Consider the following 18,091-nt stretch of genomic DNA (forward strand, 5'->3'; position numbering starts at 1 on the left):
TGCTGGCCGTGTTCGTGCTTGTCGCGGTCGTCGGGTCCATGACGTCGCCGTTCTTCTTCACGGCGCGCAACCTGGAGAACATCGCCGTGGCGGCCTCGGTGGTCGCGGTCCTGGGCGTCGCTCAGTTCATCGTGGTCGTCACCCGGGGGATCGACCTCTCGGTCGGTTCCGTCGCCGCGCTGTCCACGGTCATCGCGGCCGTGATGCTGCGGCAGGGCCAAGGCGTGCTCGTGACCGTCGTGGTCGCTCTTCTCGCGTGCTCGCTGGCCGGGCTGATCAACGGACTCCTGGTCGTCTACGCCCGGATCGCGCCGTTCGTGGCCACCCTCGCGATGCTCAGCATCGCCCGCGGCGTCGCGTTCCTCGTGCAGGTCGGGACGCTGATCGTCATCAGCAACACCACGTTCCTCAACCTCTTCGGGGGCCGGACCGGCTCGGTCCCGAACGGGGTCATCATCGCCGTGATCGTGACGGTCGTCGCGGCGTTCGTCATGAAGTTCACCCCGCTGGGCCGGCGGCTGTATGCGCTAGGCGGCAACCCGGAAGCCGCCCGTCTCTCCGGGCTGCCGGTCAAGCGGGACCAGGTCATGGCCTACGTCACCAGCGGCCTGCTCGCCGGCCTGGCCGGGCTGATGCTCGCCGGTCGTCTCTCCCAGGGCAGCTCGCTCGTCGGTCAGGGCTACGAGCTGGACTCCATCGCCGCCACCGTCGTCGGCGGGACGTCGCTCTTCGGCGGGACCGGCGACCCGATCAGCACCGTCCTCGGCGCTCTCATCATCGGGATGATCGGCAACATCATGAACCTGGCCGGCATCCAGTCCGAGCCGCAGCTCGTGATCCGCGGGCTGGTCATCCTCATCGCCGTCTTCCTCACCTCCGGGGGCGGGATCCAGCGGATCCGCGACGGCGTCACCAAGCTCCGGGCCCGCGGCTCCGGTGCTCCCAGTGGCGACGAGACGCTCGCCGCCCCAGCTCTCCCAGCTGCCGAGAACACCCCCACCTCGCGGCGGCCCGACCTCCAGGAAGGCAATACTCCCCACCCTCCCGCTCGACGACCCGACAGCACGGAAGGAACTCACTGATGCGCACAACGACGCGCGGCATCGCCCTCGGCAGTGTCCTCGCACTCTCCCTCGCACTCTCCGCCTGCGCAGAAGGCGGCGACGCCGACGGGGGCGCCGCTCCCGACGACGGCAACGGCGCGACAGCCGGCGACGCCGGCTCCGGCGACACGATCACGATCGGCTTCTCCCAGCGGCGGCTCGCCGGCAGCGACTGGTGGGCCACGCTCCTCCAGGGTGCGGAGGACAAGGCCGAGGAGCTCGGTGCCGAGATCATCGTCACCGACGCCGGTGGCGACACCGTCAAGCAGAACTCCGACGTGCAGACGCTCCTCACCCAGGGCGTGGACGTCGTCATCATGAATCCGCACGACCCCACCGGGGTGGCGCCCGCCGTCACCGCGGTGGCGCAGGACGACGTGCCCCTCGTCGTGGTCAACAGCAACCTCTCCGAGGAGCTCGCGCCCCAGCAGTTCTGCTACGTCGCCGAGGACCAGGAGGCGGTCGCGTTCGGACTCGGGGAGCAGATCGCCGAGTTCGCCAAGGAGCGGTTCGGTGACGAGGCGGTCAAGGCCGTCGTCGTCGGCGGCTACTCGGGCGAGACCGTCACCACGTGGCGCCACGACGGCGTCGTCGCCGGGTACGAGAGCGTGGCGGACGCCCCCGAGATCGAGTACCTGCCGATCCGGTACGGCGAGTGGCTGCCGGACCGGGCGCTGGACCCCGTGCGCGACATCGCGACCGCCAACCCCGACCTGGACATCGTCTTCAGCCTCAGCGACGTGATGCTCCCGGGGATCAAGCAGGGTCTCTCGGACGCCGGGATCCTGGACCAGGTGCTCATCGGCACCTACGACGGCCAGATGGCCGTGCTGAAGGAGATGATGGACAACCCGGACGGGCCGGTCCAGGCCAACGCGTCCAACGAGCCCTACCGCCAGGGTGAGACCGCGGTCGAGATGGCGGTCGCCGCCGCTCGTGGCGAGTCGCAGGAGGACGTGTGCCCCGGCGGTGAGTTCTGGATCGACACCTTCCTGGCGACTCCGGACAACGCCGAGCAGTACTACGACCCGAACCGTCAGTTCTGACGTCCCACCGGGGCGGGCCGGTGTCCGTCCCCACCCTCGCCGTCTCCTTCCGCCCGGCACCCGGGCGGAAGGAGACCGGCCCCAGCCAGCACCCCGCGGCGCAGTCGAGTCTGCGCCACCACAGAAGGAGCACTCATGGTCGACCCGTACTCCGTCGTCGCTCTCTCCCCGCGCACGTTCCAGATGAAGGAGCGTCAGGACGGGGTCGAGAACGTCAAGCGGATCAACAAGTTCATGGACACGGCAGTCATGGTCGGGGCGTGGGAAGGAGCCCCCGTCCGTCTGGTGGTCATCCCGGAGATGGCGATCCAGGGGATGATCGCCAACATTCCCGGGAACCGCGACAAGGAGAAGCACTTCGCGGTCACCATCCCCGGCCCGGAGACCGATGAGCTGGCGAAGAAGGCCGTCCAGCTCGACACCTACATCGCAGCCGAGCTGTACATGGTGAAGGACCCGGACTTCGAGGACCGCTACTTCAACGTGGCGTTCATCATCGACCCGAGCGGGGAGATCGTCTACCAGCGCGCCAAGGCGACGTCCGACGCCTACGAGGGCGGCATGCTCGGCAACATGAACCCGCACGACGTGTGGGACGAGTGGATCGCCAAGAAGGGCAACGGGAACGTGATGGACGCGATCTTCCCGGTCGCCCGGACCGAGATCGGCAACATCGGTATCGCGATCTGCCACGAAGGGGTCTATCCCGAGGTCGCTCGAGGGCTGGCGATGAACGGCGCGGAGATCATCATCCGGCCCACGCTCATCGAGCCCGCCGTGATGACGGGGATGTGGGAGATCCAGAACCGTGCGCACGCGCTGTTCAACCACGCCTACGTCGTGGCACCGAACCTCGGCCCGGAGATCATGCCCGACGGGGGCATGCAGGACCTCTTCGGTGGCCAGTCGATGATCGTGAACCCCCGTGGGCAGATCGTCGCCCAGCAGAAGGGCTGGACGTCCGGCGACTCGTTCGTCTGCACCACGATCGACATCGAGGCACTCCGCCGGTCCCGGATCGCCAACGGTCTGTACAACCAGTTCAAGGACCTGCGAACTGAGCAGTACCGGGCCATCTACGACCAGCCGATCTACCCGAAGAACCAGTACCTCGAGGAGCCCCCGGGCGAGGGCTGGCTGGCTCGCGAGGACGCGACCCGTGCTCGGAACATCGAGACGCTGATCGAGCGGGGCGTGCTCACCCCGCCGACCGGCTACCGCCGCAACGGCGACACGACCCCCGTGTCGGACACGACCGAGAAGGTCGTCGGCTCCTGAGCCGGTGGTGTGCCGGGTCAGCACCTCCTCCGTGACCCGGCACACCACCCCCAGACCTCTCCGCGCGACCGGGCTGTGCACCCGCGGCCGCGGTCGTGCCGACCGAACGACAGACTCACTGGAGGCGATGAGATGACCGACCTGCGAGTGGTCGTCTGCGGCATGGGCCGCTGGGGCAACCAGTGGATGGATGTCCTTGGGCATCAGCCCGGTGTCGTCCTCGCCGGGACCGCCGGCGGCACCGTCCGCTCGCGGCCCGCTGGGCTGCGGGTGACGCCCGGTTACCGTCACCACAGGGACGCGGCCAGCATGCTGTCCACCGTCGAGGCGGACGTCGCCCTCATCACCCTGCCCGTCGGTCGGCATGCCGAGGCGATCGAGCAGGCGCTCTCGGCCGGCATGTCCGTGCTGTGCGAGAAGCCTCTCGTCGTGGACGCCGAGGACCTCGAACGGGTGCGTGCCGCGGCTGCTGCCCACCCGGAGCTCGCCGTCGTCGTGGGTCAGAACTACAGGCACCGTCCGTGGGCCCGCCGGGCCAGGGACCTCATCACCAACGGCCTGGTCGGCACGGTCGGCCACCTTTCCCTGCGCTTCAGCCGCCGGGAGTTCCTGGAGGGTGGGCGGAACGAGCTCCGTTCCCCGCTGCTCCAGGACATGAGCGTGCACCACCTCGACCTCATCCGGTACCTCACCGGCGCAGAGGCCCTCGAGGTGCACGCCCTCGAGCACCGCCCACCCTGGAGCCTCTTCGCGGGCGCACCTGCGGTCGAGGTCGCGCTCCAGATGTCCGACGGTTCACTCGCCACCTACTCCGGGACGTGGGCGGGTCGTGGGCCCGAGACGACATGGGACGGTGAGGTCACGGTCCACGGCGAGCACGGCACCCTGCAGGTGCGCGACGGACGCTTCACCCTCGACGGCGAGCCCGTTGACGACGTCGGTCCGGATGGGCGACTGCCGCAGGACGATCCGGAGCACAGCGGAGATCCCGATCTGCACTCCGTTCTTCGCGACTTCCGGCGAGTCGTGCACGACGGCGCCGTAGCGGAGACCGGTCTCCGGGACAATCAGCACACGATCGAGCTGCTCCTGGCCGTTCAGCAGGCGGCCTGGACCGGGCGTCCCGTTGCCCTGCCCGGCCCAGCCGAGATCCCGGAACCGAGTCATGGGTAGCCTCGTGGCCGGCGAGCACCGCTTCCTCGTGGCTTACAGGGGGCCGGATCCTGAGAGGCAGGGGCGATGACAGTCGAAGGCGAGCCCAAGCCGCGAACGGGGGGACGTCGGACGTCCCCCGATCAAGCCGAGGACCATCGCTACGGAGGAGCCGACGCGGACGACGGTCGCGTCCGGTCGCGCCGCAGGCAGGCTCCGCGCATGAGCGACGTCGCTCGGCTGGCGGGCGTCTCCCCTCAGACCGTCTCCCGTGTCCTCAACTCGAGCCCGTATGTGAGCGACCAGGCAAGGCAGAAGGTCGAACGCGCGGTCCGCGACCTCGACTACCGGCGGAACCGCGCTGCTCGAGCCCTCGTCACCAGCCAGACGATGCACCTCGGCGTCGTCACGGTCGGGACGACGCAACACGGTCCGTCACAGGCGCTCTTCGGCATCGCCGAGCGGGCCCGCGAGCTGGGGTACGCGACCAGTCTCGTCAGTCTCGGCGACACCAACCGTTCCGCCATGCAACGTGCGCTCGACCACCTGGTGTCAGACGCCGTCGACGGGATCGTGGTCCTGGCGCCGACCGTGGCAGCTGCTGACGCGGTCGAAGGGCTCTCCGCCGCAGTCCCGCTGGTCATGTTCGAACCGGGGGCCACGGACCATCCGCGCATCGTGGCCCATGACGAGGTGATGGGTGCGCACGAGGCGACCACGTACCTGCTGCAGCTCGGCCATCCCACGGTCCACCACCTGGCAGGTCCGGCAGGGTGGCTGGGAACGACCGCCCGGATCGAGGGCTGGCGGCGCGCCCTCGCCATAGCCGGGCGCGTGGCCCACGAGCCACTGGCGGGTGACTGGAGCGCGGCCTCCGGCCATGCCGTCGGCCTCAGGCTCCTTCAGCGCGCTCGACCCACTGCGGTCTTCGTCGCGAACGACCAGATGGCTCTCGGGTTGCTCAAAGCGGCCTCCGACCTCGGACTTCGCGTTCCCGAGGACCTGAGCGTCGTGGGGTTCGACGACATCCCGGAAGCCCAGTACTTCCAGCCGGCCCTCACGACGATGCACCTGGACTTCATGGAGGTGGGCCGGCGGTGCGTGGACCGTGTCATCCAGCTCATCCGCGGCAGCGAGACAGGACCCGAGCCAGTGATGGCTCCCTACCTGGTCCCGCGTCTGAGTGCGGGCCGGTATGTCGAGTCGCTCGACGGGCCGCAGCAACGTCTCGAGCCCGCGGCACTCGCAACGCCGGCGGGCGAACGTGACGCCGGGTCTGTCGCACGGGTAGGTGACACCTGATCTGTGCGCGCCGCTCCTCGCCGGGGCAGGCGCCGCGGTTGAGTCATAGGCTCGCCCGCGGTAAGTCGTTGAGGACCTCATGGCCTGCTCGTGCGCGGTCTTCGAGCCCAGGCCTAATTGTGGCGCCGTGGTCAGCGTGTGGTCAGCGGGGACCGCGAGACGTTGGCAGATCGTGAACTACCCGCGTGTGGTTCCGCAGGTGAGAGAGTTTTGGACGGACCAAGATCGAACTCCTAAAGCGGGCGTCGGCAGCTCGAATCTGACTAGGCACAAGGGCTCCTGCCCGCCCCCGGTCCCGTGCTAGCCTCGCGCAAACCGGTTTGGGGATGATTACCGACAAACGCGAAAGGGGGTGACGTGGTCTCGATCTCAGAGGTCGCGCAGCAGGCCGGCGTCAGCCGCACCACCGTTTCGCACACTCTTAGCGGCAAGCGGCCGGTGAGCACCGAGACGCAGGACCGGGTGCTCGAGTCGATGCGGGCGCTCGGCTACGTGCCTAGTCGCACCGCGCAGAACCTCGCCCTCGGGATCACGCGCATCATCGCTCTGGTCATCCCCGACATCGGCAACGGCTACTTCGCCGAGCTGGCGAAGGGGGTCGAGACGACCGCTGTCGAGCGGGGATACAACGTGATCCTGTGCTCGACCGGGTTCGACCCTGCTCGCGAGGTGCGGTACATGAGCATGATCCAGTCGCGGGCAGTCGACGGCATCGTGTACGCCGCCGGTGCGCCGCCAACGGAGAGCGAACTGTCCGCGGTGCTCGGCGACATGCCGCTGATCTTCGTCGATGAGGAGATCAGCGGCACCCGCTTCGGTTCCGTCGTGTCCGACAACTACGCGGGTGGCAGGTACGTCGCCGAGCACCTCATCACTCTCGGGCACCGTTCGGCGGTGGTGCTTTCAGTCGAGGGCGATCCCCTCACGAGCGAGCGCCGCGTCGCCGGCTTCGTCGAGACCTGGCGCGCGGCCGGCTATCCCGACCCGGTGATCGGCGTCGGCTACTACAGCGAAGAGCGCGGTCGCGCCGCCGTGCGACCGCACCTCTCGGCGCTCGCCGACGGCACTGCCACCGCCGTGTTCGCCACCAACGACCTCATAGCGCTCGGCGTGCTCAACGAGCTGCGCTCCGCCGGCATCCGAGTGCCTGACGACGTGTCCGTCGTCGGGTTCGACGACTCGCCGGCCGCGCACTACGGCTACCCCGGCCTGACCACGGTGCGGCAGGACGTGCTCGGGCTGGGCAGGACGGCGACCGACGCGCTTCTCGACGCGCTCGAGCGGCGCGAGCCGCCTGCCGCCGGCCAGGTGATCCTGCCGGTGACGCTCGTGGAGCGGCAGACGACCTCCCGGAGGGCTGACTGATGAGGGAGCCCTACGCGGTGTTCTTCGGCGACGTCGCCCAGGACGAGTTCTATGCGATGCCGCACTTCCCAGCCAGCGGCGACAAGGTGTACGTGGAGACCCTGCAGCCGCAGTTCGGCGGCATGGTGGCCAACGCTGCGGCGATCTACGCGCACTACGCGCGCAGCACCTCGTTCAGCAGCCAGCTCAACTCCGGGGCGCTGACCCAGAAGCTGCTCAGGCAGCTGCGCGAGCTGGGTCTGAACACCCATCACGTCATCTTCGACGAGGACGTGCCTGACTCGCACTGCATCATCATGCTGTCGGGCGACCAGCACATCGTGCTGATCCCGAGCCTCGGCATCACCCGCACCGAGCTCACCGACGCCACCTGGGATCACTTTCGCGGTGCCGACTTCCTGTTCACCACCCTGACCGACTCGATCCCCTTCCGGCGCGGCCCGTTGCGCGCCGGCGACGTGCTGGCCGAGCTGCGCCGCCAAGGCGTCCTGGTCGTGATGGACATCGACGTCTACAACCCTGAGAACCACGGCTCGGGCCTGATCGCGCACTGCGACATCCTGTTCATGAACGCCATCGGGCGACGCCGCTTCGTCGAGACCGGGAACGACATCGCCGCGCTGCTCGCCGCCGGCGCGACCGCGATCGTGGTCACGCTCGACCGCGGCGGATGCGAGGTGCACACGGCCACGGGCGTGGAGCTCATCGACGGCCACGTCGTCCCGGTCGTCGATGTCACCGGCGCCGGCGACACGTTCTCCAGCTCCTTCATGTTCGCGTACGTGAGCACCCGTGATGCCATCGAGTCAGCACGTTTCGCCAACGCCGCCGCCGCGATGTCGGTCGGGCACGTGGGTGCGCGCGGCGGCATGACGACCGAGCACGACGTCCGCGCGTTCCTCGCGCACCGCCCCGTACTAGAGAACGGCTGAGACGATGAGCAGACTTCTGGAGTCCTTTCCGAGCGCGATACCGGTGTTCGCGATGCTGCACCACAAGGGCGAGAATCCCGCCGACGTGCAGGAGCGGGCGCGACGTGAGATCGACGTCCTGTGGTCCGCCGGCGTCGACGCTGTGATCGTCGAGAACTACTTCGGCGGGATCGACGACGTGGTCGCCACGTGCGAGTACCTGCGCAGCGAGCGCCCAGAGGTGGTGTTCGGCATCAATGTGCTGAGAGATGACGCAGGCGCGTTCCGCCTCGCGCGCGACTATGGCGCCCGATTCGTGCAGCTGGATTCGGTGGCCGGACACCTGCCTCCGGCCGAGGATGCCGAGTTTGCCGACTGGCTCGCGGCCGAGCGCGCGGCGAGCGATCTCCTGGTGCTCGGCGGGGTGCGCTTCAAGTACCAGCCGGTGAGCTCCGGCCGCAGCCTGGAGGAAGATCTGCTGCTCGGGGTGGAGCGCTGTGACGCGATCGTCGTCACCGGTGAGGGCACTGCGATCACCACGCCCCACGACAAGACGGGCGAGTTCAGGCGCATCGTGGGCGAGGAGTTCCCGTTGGTCATCGGCGCAGGGGTGACCCCGTCGAGTGCCGCCGACGACCTCGCCGACGCCGACGCGGTCGTGGTCGGCAGCGCGCTCAAGGACACCTGCGCGGACACCGGTGATGTCGAAGAGAGGCACGCCCGAGAGCTGGTCGACGCGGTCCGTGCGCTCACCCCGAGACCGGGCGGCATGAGGGTTGGGACGCCCGATGAGTCGGGTGCTTCTGGAAGTTGACTCCTAGTTTGAGAGCGCGCGGTCAGCTCGATCCAGCCACGATCGCCACTCCGATGAAGACAGACGCGACGCCGACGATCTGGACCCGACGCAGTCGCTCGCCGAGGAACCGCCAACCCAGCGCTGCCGTAACAGCGGGGTAGAGCGCAGCGAGGACGGCGACCACGGAGAGCGAGCCGCCCCGGGTAGCGGTGGCGAACAAGAGCATCCCGGCGATGCCGATCACCCCGACTCCGAGTACCCACGGCAGGTCGCGGGCGATCACCACCGGTTGGCGGCGCGCGACGAGCGTGGCCGCCGCGTAGACGACGAGGCTCGTGACGGCCGCCACCCTGACTGTCGTGCTGACGTCGGCGGCGCTCCCCCGGGCGATGCACAGGTTCGCGCTGCCGAACCCGACCGCGGCCACGAACGCGAGGACGATCGGGCGCCGACTGGCGCGGGATGCGTCGTCGCGTCGCAGCTCCGGGCCGGTCGCCAGGACCGAACCGACGACCGCCACCACGAGCCCGATCGCGAGGGCGACGCCGAACCGGTCGCCGTCCAGGAGCCCCGCCCCGACCGGGACGAGGACGCCGAGCGCGCTGATCGGCGCGACCACGCCCATGATGCCGCTGGCGAGCGCCTGGAACAGGGAACCGATGGCGACGGCCCCAGCCACCCCGGCGGCCACCCCCCATGCCACGGCTCCTGGAGAGGAGAGGTCGATGCCGCCGCTCAGCGCGCCGGGGAGGAGCACGAGAACGGCGGCCAGCTGCGACAGCACGAGGACCGTGGTCACGGGGATGCGTCGGCTGACCGTGCCGCCCAGGAAGTCGCCGACCCCGAACAGGACGCTGGCCGACAGCGCGAGGACCAGTGCCGTCATGCCGACCCCCGCCGGTGCCCGATCACAGGACCACGGCCGGCCCGTGCCGCGGCAGCCAGAGCATGTCCTCGACCTTCACCCCTCGTGCCTGTGTGCCGACATGCGGTTCGATCGTCCACGCCCCCCACATGGGCGTGTCGTTGCTCGCGTCGATGAAGCCGTCGGCGGCGAACTCGCGGCCGATCGAGTGCCCGATGTTGTCCAGGAGGTCCAGGACCTTCAGCCCTGCTCCCGCGACGAGGGCGGCACCGAAGGCGAACAGCTCGTTCGCCGGCATCCCCGGGCGGACGTGGTCGATCAGCGCCGCCTGGATCCGCTCGACCTCTCCGATCAGGCCGTGCGCGTCGGGCCCACCACCGACCACGAAGGTCCTGCAGTAGTCCCCGAGCCATCCCTGGACGGCCGGCGCGACATCGAGCACCAGGTAGTCACCCGCGGCCGCGCGGCGCTGCTGCATGGGGAACTCGGGGTGTGCGACGAGCGCACCGAGGCCCACTCGCGTCGTGCACGGCGTCCACAGACCGGAGGCACCCAGCTCGCCGACGATCGTCGCGACGCGCTCGGCGAGCTCGATCTCGCTGGCCCCGGCCCGCACCCCTCGTGACATCAGCGTGCTGACGGTCTGTCGGGCAACGGACTGCGCGGCGACCAGCCCCGCAGGCGGCTGCGCTTCGGATCCGGGACCGGTCATCGGAAGGCGCCTCTCAGTCGTGCGGTAGGTGTCCGTGCGTTCGGGGACGTCGTCCCGTCACGCCGGGGAGTGGGAGACGGAAGTCGTCGAGTCCCGGACCATCAGCTCCGGGAGGAAGATCGACTTCCGCAGGGGCGCCTCCGGGTGGAGGCGACGGTGACCGAGGAGCCTGACCGCCTCGCGCGCCATGGAGTCGATGGGCTGCCGGACCGAGGTCAGGGGTGGAACCGTCATGCGCCCCAGCTCGGAGTCGTCGAAGCTGATCAGCTGCACCTGATCCGGTATCCCGATGCCGGCCTGCCGCAAGGTGCTGAGAACGGCGACGGCGATGACGTCGGCTCCGCACACGACGGCGTCCGGGAGGCGGGGCGCAGCGAGCAGCCGACGGGCTGCCTCGACACCCCAGGCCATCGTGAAGTTGCCCAGGAGCTCGCCTATCGGGTGCCGCTCGCTCGCCGAGGCGAGCTCCCGGTAGGCGACGAGGCGGTCGCGGGCCGTGCTGCTGCTCGGTCTCGCCCCGACGTACACGATCGACCGGCGGCCCTGCGCACGGAGGTGCTCGAGGCACTTCCGCATGCCCTCGGAGTTGTCGAGCCCGACGAAGTCCGTGCCGGCGCTGTCCACGACACGGTCGAGCTGCACGACCGCCACCCTGTCCGCCGCCGCCCGGAGGCCGGGTCCCGAGGCCTCGGCCGACACGGGGACGACCACGAGCCCGTCGACCATGCGATCGACGAGGAGCTCGATGCGCGCCGCCTCGACCTCGACGTCGTCGCCTGCATCGCAGATCATGAGCGATCGCCCCTCGACCGCGAGCACCTTCTCGATCGCCTCCACCGCCCCGACGAAGTACGGGTTGCTGATCGACGGGACGACCATGCCGATCGTGTCGGTGCGCCGGGTGCGCAGCGCCCGGGCGAGCGGGTTGGCCCTGTACCCGAGTCGGGCGCTGGCCTCGGTCACCCGGCGCGCGAGCTCGGGGGCTACGGACGGGTGCCCCGATAGGGCGCGGGACGCCGTCGCGGGCGACACTCCGGCCGCTGCCGCGACGTCCCTGACCGTGGTCCTGTTCCCCATCGTCACCCTCCGCGTGCCCTCGTGCGTGATCCGTCGCGACCGGGTCTGGCAGCGCCGCGACGTCGGTGATCACGTGCCGCCGGGTGGTTGGGGGCACTGTGCTGGCGACGCGTGGAGATAACGATTCACCGCAGACGCACGCTAGCAAGGGGTCGAATCCTGGGGCAAGGTGTGTGCTGACCCGGCTGGCGCCCTGCGCCGCGGACCGGGCCTTAAGTGCTGGTCAGCCGAGGATCCGCCGTTACCGAACTGCAACAGGCCGTGGACGTGGCGTTGTGTCTGAGGTGTTGACAATGGGGACGCCACGGGATTCGATGGCGCAACTCGGGAAATCGATCTCTCGTCTATCACCCAAGGTCGTGTGGCAATGTCGCCAGCAGCACTGGACGTGGTCGTCGTCGGCAGCGTCAACGTGGACCTCGTCGCGTCGGTCGAGCGGATGCCCGCTCCCGGGGAGACCGTCTCCGCGCTGCGGGCGCAGAGGCTCGTCGGCGGCAAGGGCAGCAACCAGGCCGTCGCAGCGGCACGGCTCGGGTGCAGCGTCGCGATGGTGGGGATCGTGGGTGACGACCCCGACGGGGAGCTCGCCCGACGCGCCCTCGCCGACGAGGGCGTGGACGTGGACCGCCTGGGCGTCGCCGTGGGTGAGCTCACCGGACGCGCCATGGTGTGGGTGGATGCCGACGCGCAGAACTCCATCGTGGTCATCCCCGGGGCGAACGCTCTGCTGACCAGCGACCTCGTCGGCGAGGCGGGTGAGTGCATCCGCCGAGCGCGCGTGGTGCTCGCGCAGCTCGAGACACCGCTCGAGTCCGTCCGCGCGGCCGCCCGGCTGGCCCGCGGGATCGTGGTGCTCAACCCTGCCCCCGCTCAGGTGCTGCCCACCGACCTGCTGGAGCGGGTCGACGTGCTCGTGGTCAACGAGACCGAGTACGAGATCGTGACGGCTCGCCAGCTGCCGGCCTCGCCGCGCGCCGTGGTGGAGGCGCTGCGCGACCTGCCGCTGCCCTGCGACGTCGTCGTCACGTTGGGGAGCCAGGGTGCGGTCGTGCGCGACGGCGACGAGGTGGAGCACATCGCCGCGCCGGACGTCGCCGTCGTCGACACCACCGGCGCGGGTGACTGCTTCGTCGGCGCCTTCGCGTCCTTCCTCAGCGACGGAGGGACGCCGACCGCCGCCGCTCGGTGGGCGGTCCACGCCGCGTCGATCTCGGTCGGTGCCGTCGGCGCGACCACGGCGATGCCAGACCGTGCGGCCGTCGAGGCCTCGATCGCCCGGACCACCCACAGCATTCCTGCCGGCCCGTGACCGCTCTCGGACCAGAAGGAGGCCTCACGAACGTTAGCCCATCGCAGATGCACGGCCCCCCCATCAGGACGAGCACGGTAGGAGCAGCGACATGAAGCAGCGAATGACAGGTGCAGTAGTGGCAGCAGCGGCCCTCCTGGCGTTGACCGCCTGCGGAGGCACGGCCGAGGCCCCTGCCGACGACGACGCCACCGCCGGCGGCGGCGGCGAGGGCGGCGAGGCCACCAACGTCTCGGTCGCCCACGTGGTGGCCGGCGCGCTCGGCGACCAGGGCTTCTTCGACGACGCCGAGAGAGGGATCCAGGGCTTGACCGATGCCGGCTCGGAGACCACGACCATCCAGGCGGACGCGAACAACCCGGCGCAGTGGAAGTCCAACCTCGAGTCGGTGTCCAACGGTGACTGGGGCGTGGTCGTGACGGGGACCTCCCAGATCCTCGACATCCTGGCCGAGACCGCCCCGAAGTACCCCGACCAGGACTACATCTACTACGACGACGTGGTGGAGGCGCCGAACGTGGCCTCGATCACCTACAAGCAGAACGAGGGTGCCTTCCTGGCCGGCGTCCTGGCCGCACAGGCCACCTCGAACCCTGACGCGTTCCCGCGGTCCGAGGGTTCCAAGGTGGTCGGCCTCGTCGGCGGCATGGACATCCCCGTGATCAACGACTTCGTCGAGGGCTTCAGGAGCGGCGTCGAGGCGGTGGACCCGTCCATCGAGGTGGTCGTGAGCTACGTCGGTGACTTCGAGGACTCCAACAAGGGCTACGACCAGGCCAGGGCGATGTACGAGCAGGAGGGCGCCGACGTGGTCTTCCAGGTCGCCGGAGCCGCCGGTCTCGGGGTCTTCCAGGCGGCCGAGGACACCGACAACTACGCGATCGGCGTCGACTCTAACCAGAACTCGTTCAACGAGGGCTTCATCCTGGCGTCGATGCTCAAGAACATCGGAGCCTCCATCGAGAGCGCCGTCGCGGAGTACGAGGCGGGCACCCTCGAGATGGGCAGCGTCACGTCCTACGGACTGGCGAACGACGGCGTGAGCCTGACGTTCGAGGACAACGGCGACATCGTGCCGCAGGAGATCCAGGACGAGATCTCCACGTACGCGCAGCAGGTCATCGACGGCGAGGTCGAGGTCGGCACGGCCTACTGACGGGCTCGCCGCCCTCACCGGACTCTCCCCGTGTCCGGTGAGGGCGACCGGGTCAGCACCGACGACGCACGCGCCGCACCCGTCCCACGCCCACGCCCACGCAGAGAGGCGATGCCATGGCCACCCCGTTGCTCGAGCTGCAGAGCATCACCAAGACGTTCGGTGAGAAGGTCGCGAACGACCGGATCTCCCTGAGAGTGATGCCTGGCCAGGTCCACGCCCTGGTCGGCGAGAACGGCGCAGGCAAGACGACGCTCATGACCATGATCTCCGGCACCGCTCAGCCGGACTCCGGGTCGATCGTCGTCGACGGGAAGGTCGTGCGGATCCAGGTGCCGCAGCAGGCCGCCGCACTGGGTATCGGCATGGTGTACCAGCACTTCACGCTCGTCCCCTCGCTCACGGTGGCCGCCAACGTCTTCCTCGGTCGCGAGCTGCGCACGTCGCGCGGGACGCTCGACACGGCGCGCATGGAGTCCGAGGTCGCTGCGCTCAGCAAGCGATTCGGTCTCGTCGTGGATCCCACGGCGAGGATCGCGACCTTGTCGGTCGGGCTGCGCCAACGGGTCGAGGTGCTCAAGGCTCTGAGCCATGACACACGTCTGCTGATCCTGGACGAGCCGACCGCCGTCCTCACCCCCGGCGAGGCGGATGAGCTCTTCGCCGTCATCCGGTCGCTGGCGCGCAAGGGGTGCGCAGTGCTCTTCATCTCGCACAAGCTCGGCGAGGTGCTCGAGATCGCCGACGAGGTGACGGTCATCCGGGACGGACGTGCGGTCGACACGTTGCCCGCCGCGGGACTGTCCGAGGCGGACATCGCCACCATGATGGTGGGCCGTGAGGTCCTGCTGCGGATCACGCACCGGCCGGCCCGTCCCACGGACACCGTCCTCGACGTGGACTCGTTGTCCATGCGCGACGACCGGGGAGCGGTCGCGCTCGACGACCTGTCGCTGACCGTCCGCAGCGGGGAGATCGTCGGGATCGCCGGTGTCGAGGGGAACGGGCAGACCGAGCTGGCCGCAGTGATCGCCGGGATGGCGACGGCGACCAGCGGACGGGTCACCCTGGACGGGGTCGACGTGACGCGGCACTCCGTCGCTCGTCGCCGCGGAGCCGGGCTGGCGTACATCCCCGAGGACCGCGGCCTGGTCGGCACCGGCCCCGGGCTGAACATCACCGAGAACGTCATCCCCACCCACCTGGCTCCGCCGGTGGCACGCTTCGGCTGGATCGACAAGGGGGCGGCCCGCCGCTTCGTGGCGGACCTGATCACCAAGTTCGACGTCCGCGGGGCGTCCACGGCGACCCGCGTGAGCGCGTTGTCGGGCGGCAACGCCCAGAAGGTGATCATCGCGCGCGAGTTCAGCTCGGACCCGCGGCTCCTGCTGGTCAACCAGCCGACCCGCGGCGTGGATGTGGGAGCGATGGAGTTCGTCCACAACGCGATCGTCGACCGGCGCGACAAGGGTGCCGGTGTCCTGCTGATCTCAGCCGACCTCAACGAGGTCATGTCCCTCTCGGACCGCCTGCTGGTGATGTACCGCGGCCGGGTGGTCGCCGAGTTCACGCAGGAGACGATGAGCGAGGCAGCCGTCGGGCTGGCGATGTCCGGCGTGGAGCCGGACCCCGACCGGGTCCGCTCAGCCGCTGAGAAGCACGAGCAGGTGGTGGCGGAGGTCCGGACCGCCGAGACGGCCGTACCGCCACCCCATGACGAACCGGGCGGGGCCCGGCCCGTCCAGCAGCAGGGCTCACCCGCCGTGGAGCGGGAGCGCGGCACGGCGCGCACGTCGGGCGGTGAGCCCGCGCCGCGGGTCGTCCCGCGTGACCCGGGGGCCGGCACCCCGCGCGAACGTGTGGTGAGCGGACTCGCCGCCGCAGCGCGGGGCATGGTCCCGCCGGTGGTCGCCGTCCTGATCGCCCTCGCGATCGGGATGATCATCATCGTGGCGATCGGCCGCGACCCTGCTGAGGCCTACAGCGCGCTGTTCTTCTCGAGCGTGCGCTCCCCGCAGGGGCTCGGCGCGATGATCGCGCAGTTCGTACCGCTGAGCCTGCTCGCCGCCGCGGTGATCATCTCGTTCCGAGCGGGCTTCTTCAACATCGGTGGTGAGGGCCAGCTCTACCTCGGTGCCTTCTTCGGCGCCTGGGCGGGCTTCACCTTCACGTCGCTGCCGCCCGTGCTCGTGACCGTGCTCGCCGTGGTGTGCGGGATGCTGGCAGGGATGCTGTGGGGTCTGATCGCCGGCGTCCTCCTGGCGCTGTGGCGAGTGGACATCATCGTCACGACCCTGATGCTGAGCTCGATCGGCGTCCTGCTCACGGCGTACCTCGTGACGGGTCCGTTCAAGGACCCCACCGCAGGTCAGGCCGCCTCGGAGAAGGTCGTGGAGGGCTCCCGCCTCCCGATGCTCAGCGTCCCCTACGGGATCGGCCTGGACCTGGTCCTGGCCCTGGTCGGCGTCGCCGTGCTCGCCCTGATCCTCAACCGCTCCGTCTGGGGCCTGCGGGTACGCCAGCTGGGCGAGATGAACCGGTTCGCCGAGTACACCGGTGTCAGCCCCAGGGCCATGAGCATGCAGGTGATGGCCATGTCCGGTGCCTTCGCGGGACTCGCCGGAGTCATCATCGTGCTCGGCCCGAACGGCGGTCGCTTCCTCCAGACCTTCTCGCCCGGGTACGGGTTCCTGGGGATCACGGTCGCGCTGCTGGCACGGCTCAACCCGTGGGCGGCGCTCCTGGCAGCCCTGTTCTACGCCAACATGATGGCCGGCTCCTCGAAGATGCAGATCGACGCCGGTGTGCCGTACCCGCTGGTCAACGTCCTGCAGGGCCTCATCATCCTGCTGATCACGGCGACCTTCGTCTTCGACCGCCGCACGCGTGAGCGCGTCTTCGCGATCCTGCGACCACGACGCGCCCGTCAGGCGACGGGCTCTGGTGCGGGGACGAGGGCCGGCACCCCCGTGCCGGCACCGTCGGCCGACGCCGACGCACCGGTCGGCGTACCGGACCACCCAGACGTGACCCATCACACGGGAGGTGCCCGATGACCGTGCTCGAGCAGATCTTCACCGCCGGGACGCTCTTCGTCATCCTGGCCAAGGTGGCTCCGATCCTGCTGGCCGCCATCGGCGGGGCCTTCACCCAGCAGGGCAACATCCTCAACATCGGCCTCGAGGGCATGATGCTGATCGGCGCCTTCGCCGCGATCGTCGTCGGCTCCGCCGTGGACAGCGCCCTGGTGGGCGTGCTCGCCGCGGTCGTGGCCGCCCTGATCCTCGCCGCCATCTACGCGGCGGCGACGCTGTGGGCCGGGGCCGACAACATCGTGGTCGGCATCGGCATCAACCTGCTTGCGGCCGGCGTCTCGATCTTCCTGCTGGAGGTGTTCTACGGGAACCCCGGCTCGAGCCCGGCGAGCTCCAGGATCACACTCCCTCGTCTCTCGCTCGGGCCGCTCGGGGACATCCCGTTCCTCGGGGCTGCCACCGACAACCAGACCGCCCTGGTCTGGGTCGCCTTCCTGTCCGTGCCGCTCGCCTCCTTCGTGCTGTTCCGCACGCGGTACGGCGTGCACCTGCGTGCGGTGGGGGAGGACGAGCCGGCCGCGCTGGCGGCCGGCATCGACGTCCGCCGGGTCAAGATGCAGAGCATCCTGATCTCGGGACTGCTCTGCGGGCTGGCCGGTGCCCAGCTCGCCATGGCGACCCTCGGCACGTTCACGTCGAACATGACGGCGGGCCGCGGTTTCATCGCCGTGGCCGCCCTGACGTTCGGGCTCGCGCGGCCGGTCCGCACGATGATCGCTGCCTTCATCTTCGGCGCAGCGGATGCCATCGCGGACCTGCTCGGCATCGCCGGCTTCAACTCGAGCATCGCGCTGATGGTCCCGTACGTCGTGACCATCGTCGCGCTGGTCTTCGCAGGCATCCGCTTCCGGGGTTGGCGCAAGTCGCGCGTCGTGGCTCAGCCGGTACCGGTCTGAAACCGGCGGCAGCCCGCCGCGAGGTCCC

15 protein-coding genes are annotated in these 18,091 nt (G+C 69.7%); 12 read left to right on the forward strand and 3 right to left on the reverse strand.

From position 1 onward, the window contains the following. Positions 1-8 precede the first annotated feature (8 nt). The 8 genes from LG379_RS14105 (at position 9) to LG379_RS14140 (ending at position 8,971) form a co-directional block, all read left to right on the forward strand. A complete protein-coding gene (locus LG379_RS14105) occupies positions 9-1,082 on the forward strand; it encodes an ABC transporter permease (protein WP_225755225.1) in 1,074 nt (357 codons plus the stop codon). Continuing rightward, on the forward strand, positions 1,082-2,149 hold the full coding sequence (locus LG379_RS14110) for a substrate-binding domain-containing protein (RefSeq protein ID WP_225755226.1): 1,068 nt from the start codon (positions 1,082-1,084) through the stop codon (positions 2,147-2,149). Before LG379_RS14105 ends, LG379_RS14110 begins: the two co-directional genes overlap by 1 nt. Positions 2,150-2,284: 135 nt before the next feature. Then, positions 2,285-3,427 (forward strand): nitrilase-related carbon-nitrogen hydrolase, encoded by a 1,143-nt coding sequence (locus tag LG379_RS14115; RefSeq protein WP_225755227.1) that lies wholly within the window; start codon positions 2,285-2,287, stop codon positions 3,425-3,427. Positions 3,428-3,559: 132 nt separating this feature from the next. Next, positions 3,560-4,600, forward strand: coding sequence for a Gfo/Idh/MocA family protein (locus LG379_RS14120; protein ID WP_225755228.1), 1,041 nt, complete (start codon positions 3,560-3,562; stop codon positions 4,598-4,600). Between the two features lie 201 nt (positions 4,601-4,801). Then, complete coding sequence (locus tag LG379_RS14125) at positions 4,802-5,881, forward strand: LacI family DNA-binding transcriptional regulator (protein WP_225755229.1); 1,080 nt, start codon at positions 4,802-4,804, stop codon at positions 5,879-5,881. A 357-nt stretch (positions 5,882-6,238) separates the two neighbouring features. After that, entirely contained in the window at positions 6,239-7,246 is a 1,008-nt protein-coding gene (locus LG379_RS14130) for a LacI family DNA-binding transcriptional regulator (RefSeq protein ID WP_225755230.1), read from the forward strand. Further along, positions 7,246-8,178, forward strand: a complete 933-nt coding sequence (locus LG379_RS14135; RefSeq protein WP_225755231.1) for a carbohydrate kinase family protein — start codon at positions 7,246-7,248, stop codon at positions 8,176-8,178. The genes LG379_RS14130 and LG379_RS14135 overlap by 1 nt, the downstream gene beginning before the upstream one ends. 4 nt (positions 8,179-8,182) lie before the next feature. Then, positions 8,183-8,971 (forward strand): BtpA/SgcQ family protein, encoded by a 789-nt coding sequence (locus tag LG379_RS14140; protein WP_225755232.1) that lies wholly within the window; start codon positions 8,183-8,185, stop codon positions 8,969-8,971. A 22-nt stretch (positions 8,972-8,993) separates the two neighbouring features. Here LG379_RS14140 and LG379_RS14145 read toward each other — a convergent pair whose 3' ends face one another. From LG379_RS14145 to LG379_RS14155, 3 genes are read right to left on the reverse strand one after another with little or no spacing between them, the layout of a single operon-like run. Then, entirely contained in the window at positions 8,994-9,839 is an 846-nt protein-coding gene (locus tag LG379_RS14145) for a DMT family transporter (protein ID WP_225755233.1), read from the reverse strand. 22 nt (positions 9,840-9,861) lie between these two features. After that, entirely contained in the window at positions 9,862-10,530 is a 669-nt protein-coding gene (locus LG379_RS14150; protein WP_225755234.1) for a M24 family metallopeptidase, read from the reverse strand. 57 nt (positions 10,531-10,587) lie between these two features. Further along, positions 10,588-11,607: a LacI family DNA-binding transcriptional regulator gene (locus tag LG379_RS14155; protein ID WP_225755235.1), complete on the reverse strand. Its 1,020-nt coding sequence runs from the start codon at positions 11,605-11,607 to the stop codon at positions 10,588-10,590. A 367-nt stretch (positions 11,608-11,974) separates the two neighbouring features. Between LG379_RS14155 and LG379_RS14160 the strand changes: the two genes are divergently transcribed. The 4 genes from LG379_RS14160 to LG379_RS14175 all read left to right on the forward strand — a co-directional run bounded on the left by LG379_RS14160 (position 11,975) and on the right by LG379_RS14175 (position 18,063). Next, positions 11,975-12,916 (forward strand): ribokinase, encoded by a 942-nt coding sequence (locus tag LG379_RS14160; protein WP_225755236.1) that lies wholly within the window; start codon positions 11,975-11,977, stop codon positions 12,914-12,916. A 91-nt stretch (positions 12,917-13,007) separates the two neighbouring features. Next, a complete protein-coding gene (locus LG379_RS14165; RefSeq protein ID WP_225755237.1) occupies positions 13,008-14,072 on the forward strand; it encodes a BMP family protein in 1,065 nt (354 codons plus the stop codon). A gap of 116 nt (positions 14,073-14,188) precedes the next feature. After that, positions 14,189-17,128 (forward strand): ATP-binding cassette domain-containing protein, encoded by a 2,940-nt coding sequence (locus LG379_RS14170; RefSeq protein ID WP_225755238.1) that lies wholly within the window; start codon positions 14,189-14,191, stop codon positions 17,126-17,128. Beyond that, the gene (locus LG379_RS14175; protein WP_225755239.1) at positions 17,125-18,063 is read left to right on the forward strand and encodes an ABC transporter permease; all 939 of its coding nucleotides are present in this window, start codon (positions 17,125-17,127) and stop codon (positions 18,061-18,063) included. The genes LG379_RS14170 and LG379_RS14175 overlap by 4 nt, the downstream gene beginning before the upstream one ends. Positions 18,064-18,091: the final 28 nt, after the last annotated feature.

The sequence above is a fragment of the Actinotalea sp. Marseille-Q4924 genome (genome assembly GCF_916618755.1).
GTDB lineage: Bacteria > Actinomycetota > Actinomycetes > Actinomycetales > Cellulomonadaceae > Actinotalea.

Bases quoted from the DNA above. Each gene is read 5' to 3' on its own strand.
- LG379_RS14125 (WP_225755229.1), top strand. From the start codon at position 4,802: ATGAGCGACGTCGCTCGGCTGGCGGGCGTCTCCCCTCAGACCGTCTCC.
- LG379_RS14175 (WP_225755239.1), top strand. From the start codon at position 17,125: ATGACCGTGCTCGAGCAGATCTTCACCGCCGGGACGCTCTTCGTCATC.
- LG379_RS14155 (WP_225755235.1), bottom strand. From the start codon at position 11,607: ATGGGGAACAGGACCACGGTCAGGGACGTCGCGGCAGCGGCCGGAGTG.
- LG379_RS14140 (WP_225755232.1), top strand. From the start codon at position 8,183: ATGAGCAGACTTCTGGAGTCCTTTCCGAGCGCGATACCGGTGTTCGCG.
- LG379_RS14160 (WP_225755236.1), top strand. From the start codon at position 11,975: ATGTCGCCAGCAGCACTGGACGTGGTCGTCGTCGGCAGCGTCAACGTG.
- LG379_RS14120 (WP_225755228.1), top strand. From the start codon at position 3,560: ATGACCGACCTGCGAGTGGTCGTCTGCGGCATGGGCCGCTGGGGCAAC.
- LG379_RS14150 (WP_225755234.1), bottom strand. From the start codon at position 10,530: ATGACCGGTCCCGGATCCGAAGCGCAGCCGCCTGCGGGGCTGGTCGCC.
- LG379_RS14110 (WP_225755226.1), top strand. From the start codon at position 1,082: ATGCGCACAACGACGCGCGGCATCGCCCTCGGCAGTGTCCTCGCACTC.
- LG379_RS14145 (WP_225755233.1), bottom strand. From the start codon at position 9,839: ATGACGGCACTGGTCCTCGCGCTGTCGGCCAGCGTCCTGTTCGGGGTC.
- LG379_RS14165 (WP_225755237.1), top strand. From the start codon at position 13,008: ATGAAGCAGCGAATGACAGGTGCAGTAGTGGCAGCAGCGGCCCTCCTG.
- LG379_RS14135 (WP_225755231.1), top strand. From the start codon at position 7,246: ATGAGGGAGCCCTACGCGGTGTTCTTCGGCGACGTCGCCCAGGACGAG.
- LG379_RS14170 (WP_225755238.1), top strand. From the start codon at position 14,189: ATGGCCACCCCGTTGCTCGAGCTGCAGAGCATCACCAAGACGTTCGGT.
- LG379_RS14115 (WP_225755227.1), top strand. From the start codon at position 2,285: ATGGTCGACCCGTACTCCGTCGTCGCTCTCTCCCCGCGCACGTTCCAG.